The 18480-nt window shown below is 33.2% G+C and carries 19 protein-coding genes, 1 tRNA gene and 1 pseudogene; 15 read left to right on the top strand and 6 right to left on the bottom strand.

Translation table 11 applies throughout. The features are described from left to right. Nucleotides 1-41: 41 nt before the first annotated feature. The 5 genes from EKM77_RS03005 (at nt 42) to EKM77_RS02985 (ending at nt 6490) form a co-directional block, all read left to right on the top strand. Nucleotides 42-1415 carry a DUF2252 domain-containing protein gene (locus EKM77_RS03005; RefSeq protein ID WP_125592486.1) on the top strand — a complete coding sequence of 458 codons (1374 nt, stop codon included), beginning with the start codon at nt 42-44 and terminating at the stop codon, nt 1413-1415. Next, nucleotides 1405-3396, top strand: a complete 1992-nt coding sequence (ppk1, locus tag EKM77_RS03000; protein ID WP_125592484.1) for a polyphosphate kinase 1 — start codon at nt 1405-1407, stop codon at nt 3394-3396. Before EKM77_RS03005 ends, ppk1 begins: the two co-directional genes overlap by 11 nt. 59 nt (nt 3397-3455) lie before the next feature. Next, a complete protein-coding gene (locus EKM77_RS02995) occupies nt 3456-3944 on the top strand; it encodes a GNAT family N-acetyltransferase (RefSeq protein ID WP_125592482.1) in 489 nt (162 codons plus the stop codon). A gap of 107 nt (nt 3945-4051) precedes the next feature. After that, on the top strand, nt 4052-5542 hold the full coding sequence (locus tag EKM77_RS02990; protein ID WP_377729217.1) for an MFS transporter: 1491 nt from the start codon (nt 4052-4054) through the stop codon (nt 5540-5542). A 15-nt stretch (nt 5543-5557) separates the two neighbouring features. Further along, entirely contained in the window at nt 5558-6490 is a 933-nt protein-coding gene (locus EKM77_RS02985; protein ID WP_125592478.1) for an NADP-dependent oxidoreductase, read from the top strand. 40 nt (nt 6491-6530) lie between these two features. Here the strand turns inward: EKM77_RS02985 and EKM77_RS02980 are convergent, their stop codons facing one another. Then, nucleotides 6531-7244 (bottom strand): alpha/beta hydrolase, encoded by a 714-nt coding sequence (locus tag EKM77_RS02980; protein ID WP_125592476.1) that lies wholly within the window; start codon nt 7242-7244, stop codon nt 6531-6533. A 17-nt stretch (nt 7245-7261) separates the two neighbouring features. Further along, nucleotides 7262-7888 carry an NAD(P)-dependent oxidoreductase gene (locus EKM77_RS02975; protein WP_125592475.1) on the bottom strand — a complete coding sequence of 209 codons (627 nt, stop codon included), beginning with the start codon at nt 7886-7888 and terminating at the stop codon, nt 7262-7264. Nucleotides 7889-8051: 163 nt separating this feature from the next. On the opposite strand from EKM77_RS02975, the gene EKM77_RS02970 reads away from it, so the two are divergent. The 6 genes and pseudogenes from EKM77_RS02970 to EKM77_RS02945 all read left to right on the top strand — a co-directional run bounded on the left by EKM77_RS02970 (nt 8052) and on the right by EKM77_RS02945 (nt 10560). Then, nucleotides 8052-8462 carry a nucleoside 2-deoxyribosyltransferase gene (locus tag EKM77_RS02970; protein WP_125592473.1) on the top strand — a complete coding sequence of 137 codons (411 nt, stop codon included), beginning with the start codon at nt 8052-8054 and terminating at the stop codon, nt 8460-8462. Nucleotides 8463-8512: 50 nt separating this feature from the next. Next, nucleotides 8513-9109 (top strand): annotated as a pseudogene (locus EKM77_RS02965) (phage minor capsid protein); the annotation flags it as partial. 12 nt (nt 9110-9121) lie between these two features. Further along, nucleotides 9122-9505 (top strand): hypothetical protein, encoded by a 384-nt coding sequence (locus EKM77_RS02960; protein WP_125592469.1) that lies wholly within the window; start codon nt 9122-9124, stop codon nt 9503-9505. A 12-nt stretch (nt 9506-9517) separates the two neighbouring features. Next, entirely contained in the window at nt 9518-9775 is a 258-nt protein-coding gene (locus EKM77_RS02955) for a hypothetical protein (RefSeq protein ID WP_125592467.1), read from the top strand. 102 nt (nt 9776-9877) lie between these two features. Next, on the top strand, nt 9878-10234 hold the full coding sequence (locus EKM77_RS02950) for a phage scaffolding protein (protein WP_125592465.1): 357 nt from the start codon (nt 9878-9880) through the stop codon (nt 10232-10234). Between the two features lie 44 nt (nt 10235-10278). Continuing rightward, entirely contained in the window at nt 10279-10560 is a 282-nt protein-coding gene (locus EKM77_RS02945) for a hypothetical protein (protein ID WP_125592463.1), read from the top strand. 273 nt (nt 10561-10833) lie between these two features. Here EKM77_RS02945 and EKM77_RS02940 read toward each other — a convergent pair whose 3' ends face one another. From EKM77_RS02940 to EKM77_RS02930, 3 genes are all read right to left on the bottom strand, one after another. Beyond that, complete coding sequence (locus EKM77_RS02940) at nt 10834-11385, bottom strand: zinc-ribbon domain-containing protein (RefSeq protein WP_125592461.1); 552 nt, start codon at nt 11383-11385, stop codon at nt 10834-10836. Nucleotides 11386-11429: 44 nt separating this feature from the next. Next, nucleotides 11430-12575 (bottom strand): Ltp family lipoprotein, encoded by a 1146-nt coding sequence (locus EKM77_RS02935; protein WP_164507694.1) that lies wholly within the window; start codon nt 12573-12575, stop codon nt 11430-11432. A gap of 487 nt (nt 12576-13062) precedes the next feature. Next, nucleotides 13063-13134: transfer RNA gene (locus EKM77_RS02930), tRNA-Gln, on the bottom strand. A 124-nt stretch (nt 13135-13258) separates the two neighbouring features. Between EKM77_RS02930 and EKM77_RS02925 the strand changes: the two genes are divergently transcribed. From EKM77_RS02925 to yjeM, 3 genes are read left to right on the top strand one after another with little or no spacing between them, the layout of a single operon-like run. Beyond that, entirely contained in the window at nt 13259-13585 is a 327-nt protein-coding gene (locus EKM77_RS02925; protein ID WP_125592457.1) for a heavy metal-binding domain-containing protein, read from the top strand. Between the two features lie 9 nt (nt 13586-13594). Beyond that, nucleotides 13595-15025 carry a C69 family dipeptidase gene (locus EKM77_RS02920; protein ID WP_125592455.1) on the top strand — a complete coding sequence of 477 codons (1431 nt, stop codon included), beginning with the start codon at nt 13595-13597 and terminating at the stop codon, nt 15023-15025. 37 nt (nt 15026-15062) lie between these two features. Then, nucleotides 15063-16568 carry a glutamate/gamma-aminobutyrate family transporter YjeM gene (gene yjeM / locus EKM77_RS02915; protein WP_125592453.1) on the top strand — a complete coding sequence of 502 codons (1506 nt, stop codon included), beginning with the start codon at nt 15063-15065 and terminating at the stop codon, nt 16566-16568. A gap of 42 nt (nt 16569-16610) precedes the next feature. Here yjeM and EKM77_RS02910 read toward each other — a convergent pair whose 3' ends face one another. After that, the gene (locus EKM77_RS02910) at nt 16611-17687 is read right to left on the bottom strand and encodes a helix-turn-helix domain-containing protein (protein WP_125592451.1); all 1077 of its coding nucleotides are present in this window, start codon (nt 17685-17687) and stop codon (nt 16611-16613) included. A 134-nt stretch (nt 17688-17821) separates the two neighbouring features. Between EKM77_RS02910 and EKM77_RS02905 the strand changes: the two genes are divergently transcribed. Next, nucleotides 17822-18478: a nitroreductase gene (locus tag EKM77_RS02905; RefSeq protein WP_164507693.1), complete on the top strand. Its 657-nt coding sequence runs from the start codon at nt 17822-17824 to the stop codon at nt 18476-18478. Nucleotides 18479-18480 lie beyond the last annotated feature (2 nt).

Raw genomic sequence — 18480 nt, 5'->3', positions numbered from 1 at the left:
AGTGAAAGGTTAAGGTATAATACTTTTAGGGAGATGATGGCATGAATCAAACACCATATACTTTTCAGGACACGGATGCCTTTAAAAGTACGGAACAGTTGATCATAAAAGGACGTTACTTTGCTACGATGGTTCCAGATGATTTTAATACATTTGAACCGCAAAAGAGGAATATTCATGAGATTTTGAACATTAAGAATAAGCTACTTGTACCGGAATTATTGGCGGTCAAAAGAGAAAGAATGTCAAAATCATTATTCGCTTTTTTCAGGGGAACAGCAGACGTAATGCATTACGATTTAGCAAGTCATTCTGATAGTGAGATCAAAGTTTTGATCGGTGGGGATGCACATTTAGGAAACTTTGGTTTTTATGGTTCTTCTGAAGGACAATTATTGTTTGATATGAATGATTTTGATGAAGCTCATTTAGGTTATTGGGAATACGATTTAAAGCGGTTTTTAGTCAGTGCATTATTAGTTGCTAGATCACATAACTTTGAGGAAACTGATATTCAGGAGTTCCTATTGAGTGTAATTAATACATATTTTGATACTCTAAAACATATGACTAAAATTTCAGAAATGAAGAGATTTATTTTACCAAACACATTGCAAAATATTACCGAGATCTTTGGTAATTTAAAAGATAACGAGGAATATTTTCAAAATTCATTTGAAAAAATGATTACCAAAAGTATAAAAAAGGCTCAAAAAAGTAACTCCAAATTGGTAATTGAGAAATATACCATTTTGAACGAAAAAGGTGAAAGAAGATTCGAAGAAAATAAGCCGGTCACACAGCACATTACTAAGGAAGATTTTAATTCTTTAGTTAAAGGTTACAAGGAATATAAAGCTCGACAAAGAAGTGATGTGAGACTATTTCTCGAAGATTTCAATATTATAGATGTTGTCAGACACAGTGTCGGTGTGGGAAGTGTCGGTACTTTATGTTATCTGATTTTGTTACAGGATTTGGATAAAAACTATCTTGTTTTGCAGGCTAAACAAGCCTTGCCAATCTATAATGTTGAAGGTTTGTACTCGGATAAGAAGGTCAGTCAAGGTCAAAATATTGTTGACAGTCAACTTATTTTACAAAGTGCTTCCGATCCGTTTTTAGGAGCTTTTGATACGGATAAGTATAGTTTTTATATGCGTCAGTTTAAGGATATGAAGACTTCGATCAATTTAGACAAACTTGATTATGCCTCATTTGAAGACTATGTAACAGTATGTGTGATCTTGCTTGCTAGAGCTCATTCGCACTCGCCAAACTATCCTTTGATTATTGGATTTGGTGCAGAGTATCAAGATCTAGATAATTCTTTGATGAATTTCGCTAACAGCTATGCAAAGCAAGTTGAGTACGATTTTGATTCATTTAAGAAGGAACTGGAAAATGAAAAGTAAATATTATAATAGGGATTTAAGCTGGTTATTATTTGATAATCGAGTTATCGACCAAGCATATAATAATAAGGTCCCACTGCTTGAAAAATTGCGATTTCTATCGATTGCGTCAAATAATTTGGACGAATTTTTTCGAGTAAGAATGCACAATGTTTATAGTATGATCACTCGAAAAAAACGTGATCGTAGAACGGGATTAGATGGAGTGGACCTATTAAGTTTTGTCTATGATTTTAATTCTCGAAACATTGCTAAACAGTATCAAGCCTTAGGTATTATTTTGGATGATATAAAAGATAAGGGGATTTTTGATCTTTCATATTTTTCCGATGTAAGTGATAAGGAAAAGGAATATCTACAAGACTATTATTTAAAAAATATTTCTAAAAGAATTAAAGTTGTCGACTTCAATACAGACAAGAAATCACATAATAATTTAAATATTTTATTATGTTCTGAAGAAAAGTTATATTCGGCTGAAATACCAGACGATTTGAATCGATTAGTTGAAACGAATGTTCCAAACCATTTTGTCTTGTTGGAAGATTTAATTATCAACAGTGCAAAAGATCATTTTAGAAAACATAAAATTATTGATGGTTACATTTATCGTTTAACTTTTGATAAGAATAAACGCTATGATTTTTTGGATGAGAATTTGAGTGATCGACAATATTTGAAAGATATGAACGACTATTTAACAAATAATGGTCATAGAAAAGTTACTAGAGTTGAGTTTGTAAGTCATGATGAACCAAAAGATCGAGTATTTTTCAGCTCACTTTTTGGAATTAGTAAAAAAAGTGTTTATGAGATCTGTGGTCCCTTGGACTTAAGAATTTTGGATAAGTTATTTAAAAAATATCGAAATGATCCTAAGTTAGTTTTTGCACCTTTTACAGGTTTAACGTGGCGCGACTCTAAAGATATTTTAGGATATTTGAATGATAAATCGATATTGGTAAATTATCCATATGATTCTTTTGACATTTTCTTGAAGTTTTTAAAGGCATCAGTACATGATTCTAAAACTACTGCGATCAAGATGTCGATTTATCGGACTGAAAAGCAATCTCACGTTGTTAGTCTATTAAAAGAGGCTGCAAGTAAGGGGATTCAGGTAACAGTAATTGTTGAATTAAGGGCTCGATTTGACGAGCAACATAATTTAGAAGTCGCTGAAGAATTAGAAAATGCCGGTTGTAAAATTTTGTACGGTGATCGGGTAAATAAAGTTCATGCCAAAATTTGCCTGATTGAACAAGGTAATTCAGGATATGTTCAAATCGGAACGGGAAATTATAATGCAATTACTTCAAAAGTCTTTTCTGATGTGAGCTTCTTTACTAGTAATTCAAAGTATGTCAATGACGCCAGATTGTTTTTTGACAGATTAGCTGGAAAATCAGTTGATGAATTTAATTTATTGGACACTTCTCCAAATGGCATTAAACAACTGATCCTCCATAAAATTAGGAAGGCTACTAGAAATTACCTTCGTACGGGTAAAGGTGAAGTCTTCATTAAAGTAAATGGATTGACAGATATTGAAATTATCAATGGTATCTATGGCGCCGCCAGACTGGGCCTGCCATTTAGAATTATTGTTCGTGGCCCTTGTTCACTTAAATTAGGTTTATGCGGTGAAAAAGAAGATATTGAAGTTAAAAGTATCGTTGGAGAGCTTTTGGAACACAGTCGAATCTACAAATTTGATTATGGTAATGGCGAAGATGAAATTTGGATCTCGTCTGCTGATTTGATGACAAGAAACTTGGATCGTCGTGTTGAGATCGCCGCACCACTAGTTGAAGAATCAATTAAAAAGACAATGAGGAAATTAATTAAGATGTATCAAAAAGATACTGCTAATTCCTATTATCTTAATCAAGATGGCGAGTACATTAAGAAAAATAAATTCTTTAATGTTTCGGCTCAACAAACTTGGTTGAAACGGATTAAATGGCGCAAATACGTCTAGCAAAAACACTACTGAAATATAAATTCGGTAGTGTTTTTAATATGGAGGGAGAAATATCTATGAAATATGATTTAGCAACTATGGAAGATTTAAACGAAATCATGGATTTAGAGAGAGCGGGTTTTAATAAAGAAGAGGCAGGTAGTGAAGAAGTGTATAAAGATAGGATAAATAAACTGCACGATACCTTTTTGACAATTAAAAACGACTCTGGAAAGTTGATCGGCTTTGTGGTTGGTCCAGCAGTAAAAAAGCGCTTTGTACAAGATGAGATGTATGATGATACGCCGCTAAATTTAAGTCAGGGTGGGCATCAATTGATCTTTACTATTGCCATTAGTCCGAACTATCGAGGTCGAGGTATAGGAAGTAAATTGTTAAGTGAATTTGAAAATATAGCGCGTAAAAATCATCGAGAAAGCATTGCTTTAACTTGCTTAGAGGGTAAAATTCCGTTTTATGAAAAAAATGGCTTTGCTGATCAAGGTGTTTCTGCTTCAAGTCACGGTAATGAAATTTGGTATAACATGGAAAAGATCATCAATTAATTTGATGATCTTTTTTCTGAAAAATTATTTTTTTACCATTTACTTTTTCATGTAATTAGCTGTTTAATTGAAAAGAAAAGTATTTTTATATTGTTGGGGGTTTGGGGTTGAAAAGTAATAAGCGAACTTTAGTGACGATTGCTTTATTATTATCAAATATTATGACGGGGATGGACGCTACGATCGTTAATACAGCGTTACCTGCCATCACCGGAGATTTGCATGGACTTGCATATATGGGATGGATCGTGGCCACATTTCTTCTAGGATTAGCAGTTTCAACACCTCTTTGGAGTAAGTTTGGTGAACACAGAGGAAATAAGAAGGGATATATTTATTCAACGATCCTCTTTTCTATTGGTGCAATATTTCAAGGAATAGCACCAAATATTCAATGGTTTATCATTGCTAGAACGGTGATGGGAATCGGTGGGGGTGGTATGAATACTATTCCCTTTATTGTTTTTGCCGATATTTATACAGATTTAAAAAAGCGTTCGCAGATTATTGGTTTAGCAACAGCCTTATTTAGCACGGCCTCAATTATTGGTCCATTATTGGGTGGTTGGATAGTTGATGTTTTGACGTGGAGATGGGTATTTTATTTGAACGTTCCAGTGGCTTTATTATCAGTTACGATTTTGATGCTATTTTATAAAGATACAAAACGAAATGCTGCTGGTAAACCGGTTGATTATCTAGGTGCCACTTTACTAGTTATCGGTCTGGTTTCAATTTTAACCGGTATTCAAATGATTGGTGTATCTTCGATTTTCATCATCATTCTCCTTTTGATCGTAGGAATAGGATTAATTCTTTGGATGATCAAAGTTGATAGTAAGGCTGAAGATCCAATTGTACCTAGTCGACTTTTGACAAATAAAGATTTGGTTATTGATTTTAGTTTGTTCGTTATAATTTGGGGTTCTTTTATCGCTTTTATTACCTATATTCCTATGTGGGCGCAAGGAATACTAGGATTGAGTGCACTAATGGGGGGAATGACTCAAATACCCGGTGCAGCTACTAATATTATTGGATCAGAATCAGTAGCATTTTTACAAACAAAATGGAGCAAGTATTTGATCGTAACGGTTGGTACAATTACTATTTTTATTTCTTTTGTAATTATTCTCTTATTTGGACAGAAGACACCTTTTTGGCTGTTATTAACAGCTGGTGGATTTGAAGGTTTTGGAGTTGGGATTATTTTTAATATTTTACAAGTTAATGTTCAAACCGACGCTCAAAGACGAGATATACCTACGGCAACCTCACTAGCTTATTTATTGAGAATATTAAGTCAAACGCTGATGTCATCAGTTTACGGAGTTATTTTAAATCATGCACTTATAAAAGGTGTCAATAATTCACATCATACAATTACAATGAAAATGTTGAATAAACTAAGTGATGCTAGTGCTGCAAAAAAGTTGCCACAAAATTTAGTGCCAGAAATGAGAAATATTCTATATAGTGGATATCGAAATATTATGATAGCCGGATTATTGTTGATTATTATTTCAATGATAATCGTTATTAGTATGCTAGTGCATTATCATAGACAAAATATCGCTAAACGGGTTACATTGAATTAGGAGGGATATTGTTATATGAAAACGAATGCAGTTGTTATTGAGGATTATGGAGATAGTAGTAAATTTAAAGATCAAGAAATCGAAATTCCCGATTTAAAGCCAAAACAAATTTTGATAAAAGTTGCGGGTAGTTCAGTTGCACCATTTGATATTGCGGTTAGAAATGGCGTTTTTAAAAATGACTTTGAGATAGAATTTCCTGCTATAACTGGGACTGATGTTACTGGGAAAATAGTTGAGATCGGTTCAGCAGTTGATAAATTTGAAATTGGCGATTTAGTTTGCGGAATGGTTGGTGTGAAGGGATTTGGCGCTTATTCTGAATATGCCATATTAGGACAAAGCAAGGCCGCCAAAGTCCTAGAAAATATTCCCACTGAAGTGGCAGCTTCTTTACCAATGACAGCAATACCTGCATATAATGCCTTATTTGATTTAGGTAAATTACAAGCAGGTGAAAAGGTTTTGATCCATGGAGGAACTGGCGGAGTTGGTTCAATGGCAATTCAACTTGCTAAAAATGCCGGCGCGATAGTTTATACCACAGCCGGTAATGATTTTGACAAGTTAAAACAATTAGGTGCGACAAAAGTAATCAATTATCATGAAGAAAAATTTGAAGAAGAATTGTCCAATCTTGATTTAGTTATCGATACGGTGGGTCATTATACGTATAAACATAGTTTTGAAGTGTTAAAAAAATCTGGACGGATTGTATCTCTAGTGGAAAATCCTGATGATAAATTAGCCGACAAATATCAAGTAGAAGCGATGTATTTAAGTGGTAAATTTGATAATCCTTTAAGTAAGGTAGTTAAGTTAGTTTCTGAAGGTAAAGTTAAAATCAACGTTCAGCAAACTTTTCCTCTCAATGCTGATGGGGTTAGGGATGCGCAAGACTATTATGAAGATAATCATGTTTTTGGAAAAGTTGTTTTACTCAAATAAAAAATCGTCTAATTTAGACGATTTTTTTGTTGCAAATAATTTAGTCTATTTTTGAATTTAACCAATGGATCAATAAACTGGCAGTGATTTTTTGCTGATCAGAATTTTTTATGCTAGCTTCTTCATCACCTTTTTGCTTGCCATAACTACCAAATCCAGCATGGTTTCCGCCATTGATGACTAAATATTTAGTGGAAGCAGGTAATAGTTTTTTAGCCTTATTATAATTACCTTTATTTAGTACCCCATCTTGGCTAGCAGTTATAGATAAGACTGGAACTTTAACGTGTCTAAGATTTCCCTTTTTTTCAGGATAACTTGCTAGAAAGAAGATCCCACGTAATTCTTTTTTATTTTTAACCGCGTAACGAGCAGCCATAGTTCCACCGAGAGAATGGCCACCAATAATATAAGGCTTATTAGCTTGAACTTTTTTGGCGGCATTGGCATTCATAACCGCTAAATCAAGTGGAAATCTGACAATGTACACTGAATATCCAGCTTTAGAGACTTCATTTGCCCAAACACTATAACTCTTTGGTTCCACCAATGCACCTGGATAAAAGATAACAGCCGGTCTAGTATCGTCTCCTTGAAACTTAATGCTGTTATCAACAGTCGTGGTAGTGGAAGAAGCGTTCATTGCTGTATTAGTTGGCTGATATTCTTTGTTTTTTATTACAAAATAAGTGGCTGCTACAATAAGCAATATTCCAATTGTGATAGTGAGTATCCACTTAGTAAATTTCTTCATATTGACTCCCTGATTCATTAATCTGTAATTACTGCATTACGGCGGATCCATTTATTATCATGTGCGGCGGCACATAAAAAGTCGGCTACATCTTCTCGACTTATTGAAGGTAACCCGTGCATTTTTATATGTTCATCAATGTTGTATTTTCCTTTCGCCTGTCCATTTGTCAAAGTTGAAGGATAAACGACCGTCCAATTCAATTTGCTGGCATGAATAATTCGCTCTGAAGCTTTTTTATTTGCATAAATATTTCTTAAAAATGTTTTGTAGACTATTTTTTGAGTGGCAGTAGCATCCTTGTAAGTTTCACCAACACCAAATGAAGATAACCAGATTAAACGCGGTACTTGAGTGTGGTTACATGAGTTTACTATTGAAACTGCAGCTCTGGTAAATAGGTTATGTGATTGCATCGAACCACCACGTCCTAAAGTAGAGATAACAGCATCTTGTCCTATCATGGCTTTTTCCAGATCAGACGTGAGGATCGCATCACCACTGATGATGTTGATTTTATCCTTAATGTCGTTTAAAGATTCTGTATGTCTAGCAAAAGCAGTTACAGTATCACCTAAATCTAGGGCCGATTCGATTGTTTTTCTACCAGTTGGTCCAGTGGCACCAATAATTAAAATTTTCATTTGATTCGCCTTTTTTTCTAAAAATTTGCTGTAAACCTGTTACTCATATTTTATTTTTTTGAGTAATAATAAGCAACCAAATGATGTTAAAAATAAAAAAGAATCAAAGCACTAGGTTGTTTTATACTCTAGGTAAAACTATCTGAATAGTGAGGTATTAATTTTGAAAATATATTTTGCAGGTTCGATCCGTGGCGGTAGAAGTGATGTTGATATCTACAAAAAAATAATCGATTATTTAAATACGGATAATAAAATTTTGACGGAACATATTGGCGATTATAGTTTGTCCGTTAAAGGTCAAAATCAATTGGATAATGACTATATCAGGAATAGAGATATTGATTGGCTAAAAGAAAGTGATTTAGTAGTTGCTGATACAAGTAATCCTAGTTTAGGAGTAGGTTATGAATTAGCTTATGCTGAAAAAATAGGAAAGCCAGTTATTATTCTTCATAACAAGAAAAAAAGCCAGCTATCGGCTATGATAGAGGGCTCTAAGTATTTTAATGATATTAATTATTATTCTGATGTTGATGAGGTTTTGGAGATATTGAAGAGGAAGATTGGGTAGTGAGATTTGTAGGTTGTCATCAATACAGATGCACATAATATAATCAAACTCGTATGAATGTGATGGATAAGTATGATGTGACTTTGGCTATGATGAGTAGTCATGCTGCATCACGTCCAGCGTGTGCACCAATTCAAGGCTTGGTCGTCAATACGATTCCATCAAGTGATCCAAGATATAATCCAAAGTGTGATTCTATTTATAATCATGGTTATGGTGAACCTAGTGGAACGCAAGGTATTAACTGCCACCATGAGTTGTTCCCATATATTGAAGGAGTATCTACTAATCCATTTACCCACCCTGATACGCAAAAGGCTATTGAGAACGGTAAGATTCAACAGAAGCAACGAGCACTTGAAAGACGAATTAGGAACGACAAAAAATCTTTGAATTACACCAAAGAACTAAACGATATAGGTGGCTCTTATAAATATAAAAATCTATTAAATAGACATAGATACGAATTGAGGAACTTAGTAAATGACAATTCATTTTTAAATAGAGACTATAAACGTGAAAAAATAGCTACTGATCTTAGTGATAAAAAGAAGAGTGAATTAAGTTTTAGTATCAAGAGAGATGAATCATATTTGAGGCAATTGAAAGATGAATTTGGACCACATGGTTTTCCTAATAATATATAGGAATACCGCAAAGTGATTTATAATAAAGATAGTTCAAGAGCTGTTAGAGCGTATGTTCAAGCACACCAAGGTGGTGTTGTTGAACCCGTTGTTACATATAAAGATTTTATTGACCGAACGCATGAATTAGATAGTAAAATTGTGGGGATGAAGGCTAGTGATGGCACAGTAATTACTGATTATTCTAACCATACAATTGCACGTACATTTGCAGCCATGCATGATGGTAGCCATGATAACAATAAACGTATTGGTGTATCTGTCGATGATATTAAAAATGATTTACAGAATGGGAGTGTTCGTAAATATGCTAGGGCACAAAAGTATTCTGGTAATCATACGCATGTTGTTGTTAGCGAGAAAGGAAATATTATAACTGTATCACCTGGAAAATAGGAGGTATAAATAATGAAAAAAGCACATTTTAAAAGAAATGATTTAGATTTCATCGAAGAAAATTTTCCAAACACTTTTTATGAAATAAAAAAGCTTTTAAATTCTGATGGTTTAACTGTTGATTATCATTCAGATAAAGAAAGAGAAAAAGTAGTTACCATTTTAGAAGAAGCACAGTTCTCTGATAAAGCTTTAGATGGTATTGAACCTAATAAAATTGGATTAAGAGTAGAATCAATTATTGATTCAATTAACTTAGTTGATTATTAATTTTGTTTTTCGTCCTAAGTATGACGATAAAAGGCTTATTTTTTATGCAAAAAATTCTTTCGGTGTCGTTGCACCGTATAAAAAAGCGTAAAGGAGAAAAGCATGAAAAGAGAATTTTTGAAAAATTTAGGTCTAACAGATGAATTGATTGAGAAGGTCATGACCGAGCACGCAAAGGATATTCAAGACACTAACTCTAAACTTGCTACGGCCGAGCAAGAAAGAGATAGCTTGAAATCCCAAGTAACTGATTGTGATAATCAAATTAAAGATTTAGGCGAAAAGGTTGGTAATAGTGACGGATTGCAGGAGACTATTAAAAATCTCAAATCAACCATTGAAGAAAATGACCAAAAGGTTGCTAGCAATTTGCTTCAAGTAAAACAAGACAATGCGGTTCAAAGTTATCTGAAAGATGCCGGTTTAAAAGCATTGATTGGGAAAAGATGGATATTATGATAGTTTAATTTTAGGAATACTAAAAATTATTTAGGAGACTGATTATGGCAAGCTTCAAGGTTAAACTGAATTTTAGAGGTAGAGATATAACTGCCTCGTATGATGATGGAAAACTTTCATTTGACGATAAAGAGTTTGAGAAACATTTTATTGATATGATGCCACTTGTTAATTATGAAATGCCACTTCCAGTAGGAGAAACACAAGGTGTTACATTGGATGATCCAGAGGGATTGTATGCTGCATTTATAGATTTTTATAAAGCTGAGGATATTATTTCACCATCAGATGATATGTTTCACTATGATTCTAATGTAGTTTATTAATCATTTAACAATTAAGTGTAGTATCACTTATATATCTCAAAAAGATAATGAAATTAATTTGTAAAGGATGCTCTACGAAATCAGAAATAATCAATAGTATGAGCTAAAAAAAGAGATGCTAGAACATCTCTCAATGAAGTGGACACTTTGGTTTGGACACAAATACAAACTAAAGAGTTTTTCTTATGATCAAATTAATCAAGATTTTAAAATAAGAATATTTACTGCGTATCTCGATATATATAGTGCCGTTATTTAATTCAATAATACTATTTAATCATCTTCATATTGGCTTGCCAATGGTAGATTGCATAGAATTGTACCAACTATCAATAGTATGCCATAAATTGACATATCACTAAAATGTGATGAAATTCCAAATCCCATAAGTGCTGATATTATTCCTAGAATATAAATAGTAATTTTTAATCCTTGAGAGTTATTTTTTCTAGTAGCAATTAAAATAATTCCTAAGGATAACATTATTAATGAAACAATAATACCAGCAGCACCAGATGCGGATCCTGTGGAGTTTCCACCAATAGAGTAGGCTGCCATAACTCCAAAAGATTGGAATAGCGCCATAACGGAGACGATTATAAATATTATTCCAAAAATTAATCTTACTGTTGGACTAATGTTTTTTTTGCTCTCTACAGTTTTTGTTCTTTTTTTAGGAAACGTTACATTTTCAGGCTCATTAGCTTTGTTTATTTCGATATCGTCATTTTCTAATTGAATTTGTTTAGCTCCGCAATACTGACAAAAGGTGGCCCCCGGTGCCAATTCTTTACCGCATTTTATACAGTAACTATATTTTGACATTTAAACATCCCCCTATAAATATTTTATGTTTTTTAAAATATTTATTAATCTAAATTTTGAATTGCATAATTTGCTTGATCTGATGTAAATCCTTCACCGTCAGTAGATGTTAATTGATCGTATATATCGTTATCGGACATAGACATATCATCACGATACGTTTTGGCTGTTTCTAAAGCATTCTTATTCCAGTCTGCTTTGACGTTATCAATTGCGTATTGAGCAGCATCTGCTGGGAATCCTTCTCCGGCATCTGAAGTAAGTTGATCATACAACCCAGATTTTGACATGTGCATTGTATCCGAATAGTCTTTTGCAGACCTTAAAGCTGCCTTATATTCAGAACTTACTTTTTCTGATGAGTCACTCGAATCTTCATCACTCGAATCTTCATCACTCGAATCTTCATCACTATAAGAATCATCATCTGAAGAATCCCATGAATCATCATCGTCGGATATGTCACCTACTTTTACTTTTTTTATTTGAGATTTACCATACTCATTTTTTGCTTGAACTTTATATGTAGTATCATCGTCCATTTTTGTAAGGGTAAACTTACCATTTTTGTCTGATTTAACATTTATGTCATCTGAAATATCATCGACGTCTTTGGCTACTACCTTAGTATTGGGTGATGTTTTACCACTTACTTTTCCAGTTGTGTTATTGCCGGTTATTTTGACAGAAGTTGCATTTAATTCTAACTTAGGTGGTTCAGTAGAATCCTTATTACAGCTAGCAATTCCAAAAATAATTGCAAATAATACGACTAGACAAGAAATAATAACTAACCATTTATTTCGATTTGATTGATTAGTGTTGTTTGAACTGGAGCGATTACTTCTTTGTTGTGAATTTTTAATCTCTTTATTTTTGATTTGATCTATATTAGATTGTTCATCTGTTGGTTTAGGATAGTTTTGTATATTTGATTTGCTGGGATTAGTTCTTATATCTTCATAATTTTCTTTTGTAGATTTTAATTTTTCTTGCTGAATGGACTTATTTTTTTTATCTAATATATTTATTGTTGAATCGTCAACAGTTTCCTTGTGATTATCAATGTTATTGGAATATTCCTTATCTGATTCGTTGATTTTGGGCTGTTTTGTACCACAATATGGACAAAATTCAGCTTCTAATACTAGTTTTTTCCCACATTTAATACAGAATTTATACTTTGGCATCTTAGTTTCCCCCCGGTAACTATCAGCTTTTAATGTCTTCGGTATTTGGACATACTCTTTATTTATAATAACCATTTATTTTATTTCTAATTATGAGTCCCACATATCCATATAGTGTTGTTGAAAATAATATGAATGTTTTTATAATATTTAAAATTAAAATCACACTATAATTATTATACACAAAGTAATAGGCTTATCTTATTACTTTTTATCATTACCTAAGCCTGGATATTTAATCTCTATTATGTAGCCAATTACTTTTAAGCCTGCTTACAATATTAAAAAAATCTGTTCTCCAACTTTGGACAATAAAAATAATGCCTCTTACCACAAGTCTTGTGATTAAGAGACATTATTTTTTATTATTCAATTTTAGGGCCCGGTTTAGGGCCCGATTTGTTTGATTTTGGTTGAAACTATAAAAACCAAGAATGCGTTTAAATCAACGTTTTGAAGCCTATTGAACTTCATTGAAGTGTATCGATTGGGCAAGTAGGGTTCGAACCTACAAATTACGGATTCAGAGTCCGTGGCCTTACCGTTTGGCGATTGCCCACTAACAGTAAAATTCTATAAAAAGATTGTCCTTGTGTCAAGTTCAAAATATACATAAATTATTATTCTTAATATGTTATCTTATATATCAGGAGTGATCAATAAATAAATTGTGAGGTGAACAAATGGAAAAAAGTGAGATTTTAGTAAGCACAACTGAACATATACCTGGTGTTGAATATGAAATCATTGGCGAAGTTTTTGGAATAACGACACAGTCTAAGAATGTTGTTAAAAACATTGGAGCTGGTCTTAAAAACTTAGTTGGTGGTGAAATCAAGGCTTATACTGAATTGCTATCTGAAGCCCGTGACATTGCTATCGATCGTATGCGTGAGAATGCTGTTAAGATGGGTGCAGATGCAGTTGTAATGATGAGATTTGATTCTGACTCAATTAGTCAAGATATGGAAACGGTGGCTGCATATGGTACCGCCGTAAAATTTAAGTAAGGTGAAATTATGTCTTTAGAATATAACAAAAATACTTTGTCAGCTTGTACAAGTATTTTAATTGGAAAAAAAGCAACAATTGATGGGTCAACAATTGTGGGTCGTAATGAAGATTCACAGGCATCGTGGCCAAAACATTTTGTTGTAAATGAGCATGTTGAGTTTCCCGAGACTCAAAAGTTCGTTTCTAAAGCTAATGGTTTTCAAATGGACTTACCACAAATTCGCTATAAGTATACTTCTACACCCGAGTGGACTTTTAAAGAAGGTCTATTTGAAGAAGATGGCTTTAATGAATACGGTGTGGCGATGAGTGCAACTGAAAGTGCATATTCAAATCAACAAGTATTAGGTGCTGATCCATTAGTAAAAGATGGTATTGGCGAAGAAGCAATGGTCACAGTTGTCTTACCATATATCAAGACTGCTAGAGAAGGTGTTTTACGTCTTGGTGAAATAATTGAAAAATATGGTACATGTGAGACAAATGGAATTATTTTTTCTGATAAAAATGAAGTTTGGTATTTTGAAAATGGATCAGGCCATTATTGGGTGGCACAGCGTATTCCTGATGATAGTTATGCTGTTGTTGCCAATCAATTGGCTATCCAAGAGATAGATTTTAATAACCGTAATGACTTTATTTATCGAGAAGATATTATTGAATTTGTTAACGATAATAATTTAAATCCTGCGGCTAAAGGATTTAATTTTAGAAAAATATTTGGTACACATGATGAATCAGATGAAGTTTACAATACGCCACGTGTTTGGTGGGGACAGCAATTTCTTTCTGGAGAGTCTGAGGAGAGCCCTGAAAGTGAAGATCTATCCTTTATCAAACAAGCTGATCGATTATTGAGTGTTGATGATGCACAAGATTATTTATCTTCACATTATCAAAAAACTGAATTTGATCCTTTGAAGAATGGAAAAAACAGTAAAAAATATCGTCCTGTTAGTCTAGCTAAAACGCAAGAATCACATGTTCTGCAAATCAGACCTGACATGGATGTTGATATTTCGTGTATCCATTGGTTAGCTATGGGAGTAGCTTCACAAAGTATCTATGTACCTTTCTATTTAGGAATGACTGATACACCAAAAGAATATAAACTCGGTGGATTACCATATGACAGTAAGTCTGCCTATTGGACTTATAAATTGGCTGGTATTTTGCTAGATGGTCATTATTCTGAATTTGGAAAAATGTATCAAGAAAAACAAAAAGATATCAATATTACTTTACGCAAAATGTTACGTGATTTTGATATGAAAGCTTTAAGCAAGGATGCTGAAGAATTACCACAATTTTTGACAGACGCATCATTCCAACTATCCGATACAGCATTAGATGGTTTTAAAGAATTGATCGCCCAATTAATTACGGACTCGACTGATTTTTCACCCTTAAACTTCAAGCATGATAGCAATTTGTAATTGCACATTGAAAATTTAATAAGGGGATTGTTTTACTATGAATGATAGTAGTTCGACAAAAAAGACCATTACATTATTTGCTTTAATAATGATGATCTTCACGTCGGTTTATGGATTTGCTAATACCACAGTGGCATATGAACAGATGGGGTTAGCCAGTATTATATGGTACGTTTTTGCGGCCGTATTCTTCTTTTTACCGGTAGGTTTTATGATGGCGGAATATGGTTCTGCTTTTAACGAAGCCCAAGGTGGAATCTATTCTTGGATTGAAGGAGCAGTTGGCCCTCGGATCGCCTTTACAGGAACGTTCATTTGGCTTGCTTCTTGGGAAGTTTGGTTAGTTTCGACATCTTCAAAAGTGTGGATCCCATTATCTACATTTTTTGCGGGACATGATGTTACTCAAACTTGGCATCTGTTTGGTTTGAATTCTAATCAAGTTATTGGTATTTTGGCTGTATTTTGGATTTTAGTTATTACCTTTACGGCTACTCAAGGTGTTGATAAGATCTCAAAAATTTCATCATTTGGTGGAACTATGATGATCGTATTGAATGTCTTATTTTTAGTTTTAAGTATTAGTATGATTTTTCTTTCTGGATTCCATACAGCTGAACCAATACATGGCTTTAGTACCTTTATTCACTCGGCAAATCAAGCTTTTGCTTCACCTGTTGGTATGGTTTCATTCGTTGTCTATGCTATCTTTGCTTATGGTGGTATGGAGTCAATGGGTGGTGTTACAGATAGTATGAAAAACCCTAAGCGTGATTTTCCACGTGGTGTTTTGATTTCTGCTGTAATTATTGCCGTACTTTATTCATTAACGATCCTCTTGTGGGGAGTTAGTACAAACTGGCATGCAATTATTGGTAAGGACGGTGTTAACCTAGGTAATATTACTTATGTTATGATGAGCAATTTAGGATATACTTTTGGTCAACACATCGGACTTAGCAGCGCTGCTGCCGTTACTGTTGGTGAATGGATGGCCCGTTTTACAGGATTAGATATGTTTATCCTGTACTTGGGTTCATTCTTTGTTTTGATCTATTCACCGATCAAATCATTTATTTTGGGAACACCAAAAGATTTCTGGCCAGAACGTATTACAAAAGTAAATAAGAATGGTATGCCTGCCAATGCAATGTGGGTTCAAGCTATTTTTGTTGCGATCGTTATTATTCTAGTTGATTTTGGTGGTAGAAATGCTAAAGCACTCTATAATGTTTTGACACTGATGGCTAATGTTTCAGCGACCGTGCCATATCTATTTTTAGTCGGTGCTTATCCATTCTTTAATTTGAATGATAAAATTGAAAAACCTTATTCTTTCTACAAGAATAAACCTTGGATGTGGATCACAACGATCGGAGTATTATTTGTTATTACCTTCGCGGTAATCTTTACTTTGATCGAGCCAATCCTAGAACACGCATATATGGATGCTTTTTGGACTATTATTGGACCAGTATTATTTGGTATTATTGCTTTAATTCTTTATGGAAAATATTCACATAAAAAGAAGCGTGCAATGTAAAAAAAACGATATTCGCAAAAAAATGCGGGTATCGTTTTTTTATTAAATATTTAAAAAATTAAAGATACGATAGCTGAGTCGTAGACCAAAAGTTTTGTTGGGATCTTCATAATGGATCGATAGTAAATCATCCACTTTTTTTAATCGTTTGGAGAGACTATTTCGATGTAAATGCAATTTTTCAGCGGCAGTATTGAGTTTACAGTCTGATTCTATATATTCATAAAGTGTTTCAAATAAATCAGTATTATTTTTACGATCATAGTTCCTCAAAAATAAAAGTTGTGTACACATTGTATTTTTTAAAAGATCTATATTTTGAATGTTGCTTAAAATGACATAGATATTATATTTTTGAGTTGAATTCATCACTTCAGTGGTACACATTTTATCTGCAATTTCTGATGATTGTTTACATAATTCCAAAAAATCTGGTGTTCTAGCGACATTTTGATATGGTTCTGAAACAAAATAATAGTGCTTGAATTCTTTACCCAGTTTTTTGAGCTGCTTAGATATCTTGCTTAAAGTATTTTCCTCAATTATAGTAACTAGGTTTTGCTCACTATCTTCTGTGATTGGCATGGGTGAGACTAATTTCTGCATTTGTTTAATAAATTCTTGTTGATTGCTGCCATTATTTGTCATGGCAGTTAGACAAATAACTTTATCAGGAAAAAGATTTGAAAAAGCGTTAGTATCGAGGTTTGAATCATTTTGAAGTAATTTAGAAAAAAGTGTATTTAATTCGCTTTGATCAGGATTAGCTGAATAGCGTTCGTTAAAACTATTAATGATTTTAAGGGCCAAATTGAGCTGATCATTTATCAATGGATAGGCTTTAGATTGAGCAACGAATAAATACCAAGTGTTTAATGAAAATGTATTGATGGTATTACGAATATATTCTTTTCGCTGATAGAAAAAACTTTGCTTTTTAGTTTTATCTTCTAACCAATTCGTTTGAATTTGAGGAATATTTTTAATATTAGAACTTATTAAAATATTCTTGTCATTTATGATAAAAACATCTTGTTCTAAAAAATTTCCAATAAGGTTTGTGATTTGATCGATGGTAGTACACTTGACTGCTTGTAGTAAAAAATCTTGTTCTAGCATATTTTCCTCCGGTGTGCATTATGAACACTTTAACAATGAAACTATGTGCACAATGCAAGTTGTTCATTGAATATTCCTGATGTTATAGTTGCACATGTACTCATGAGTAGTCAATGATAAGTAGAGGTATAGAAATGAAGTTTGAAGATGTACTCAATAATCGTCATTCTACAAGAAAATTTAATGATGAAAAGATTGACGAAGATGTTTTAAAGAAAATTATTTTAGATGCTCAAAAAGCTCCATCTTGGGCAAATTCACAACCATGGAAAGTAATTATTGCCACGGGTAATACTTTAAATGAGATCAAAGAAAATCATTTGAAATTAAGTAGACAAGGCATTCCTGGTAATTCAGATATGGAAACAGCCCATCGAACAGAGTGGGCTGATAATGCTCGTGAAAATATTGGTGGTTGGAACACAAATTTTTTCAATCATTTGAATAAAAATGGTTTGCCACAAACAGATTATGCAGATGTACAATCTCACTTATTTTACGCATCGGCATTAATATATCTGGTTGTCTCAGAACCAATAAATGATTGGGAAATATTTGATCTTGGAGCTTTTTCTCAGACATTGATGTTGAGCGCCGCTAATAATGATATTCAATCAATACCAGCATATGAACTTGTCAGATACCCTGATGAAACAAGAAAGCTTTTGAACTTGGAATCGAGTGAGAAATTATTAATGGGTATTGCCTTAGGTCATGAAAAAACAAGCAAGATCAATGATTTTAGAGCCGGTAGGGTCGATACCGACAGTATTTTAACAATTTTAGATTAAAG

This window comes from Companilactobacillus baiquanensis (genome assembly GCF_003946605.1).
Taxonomy (GTDB): Bacteria; Bacillota; Bacilli; order Lactobacillales; family Lactobacillaceae; genus Companilactobacillus; species Companilactobacillus baiquanensis.
Note: the sequence above shows the minus strand (reverse complement) of the source record. Positions and strands in the feature narration are given on the sequence as shown.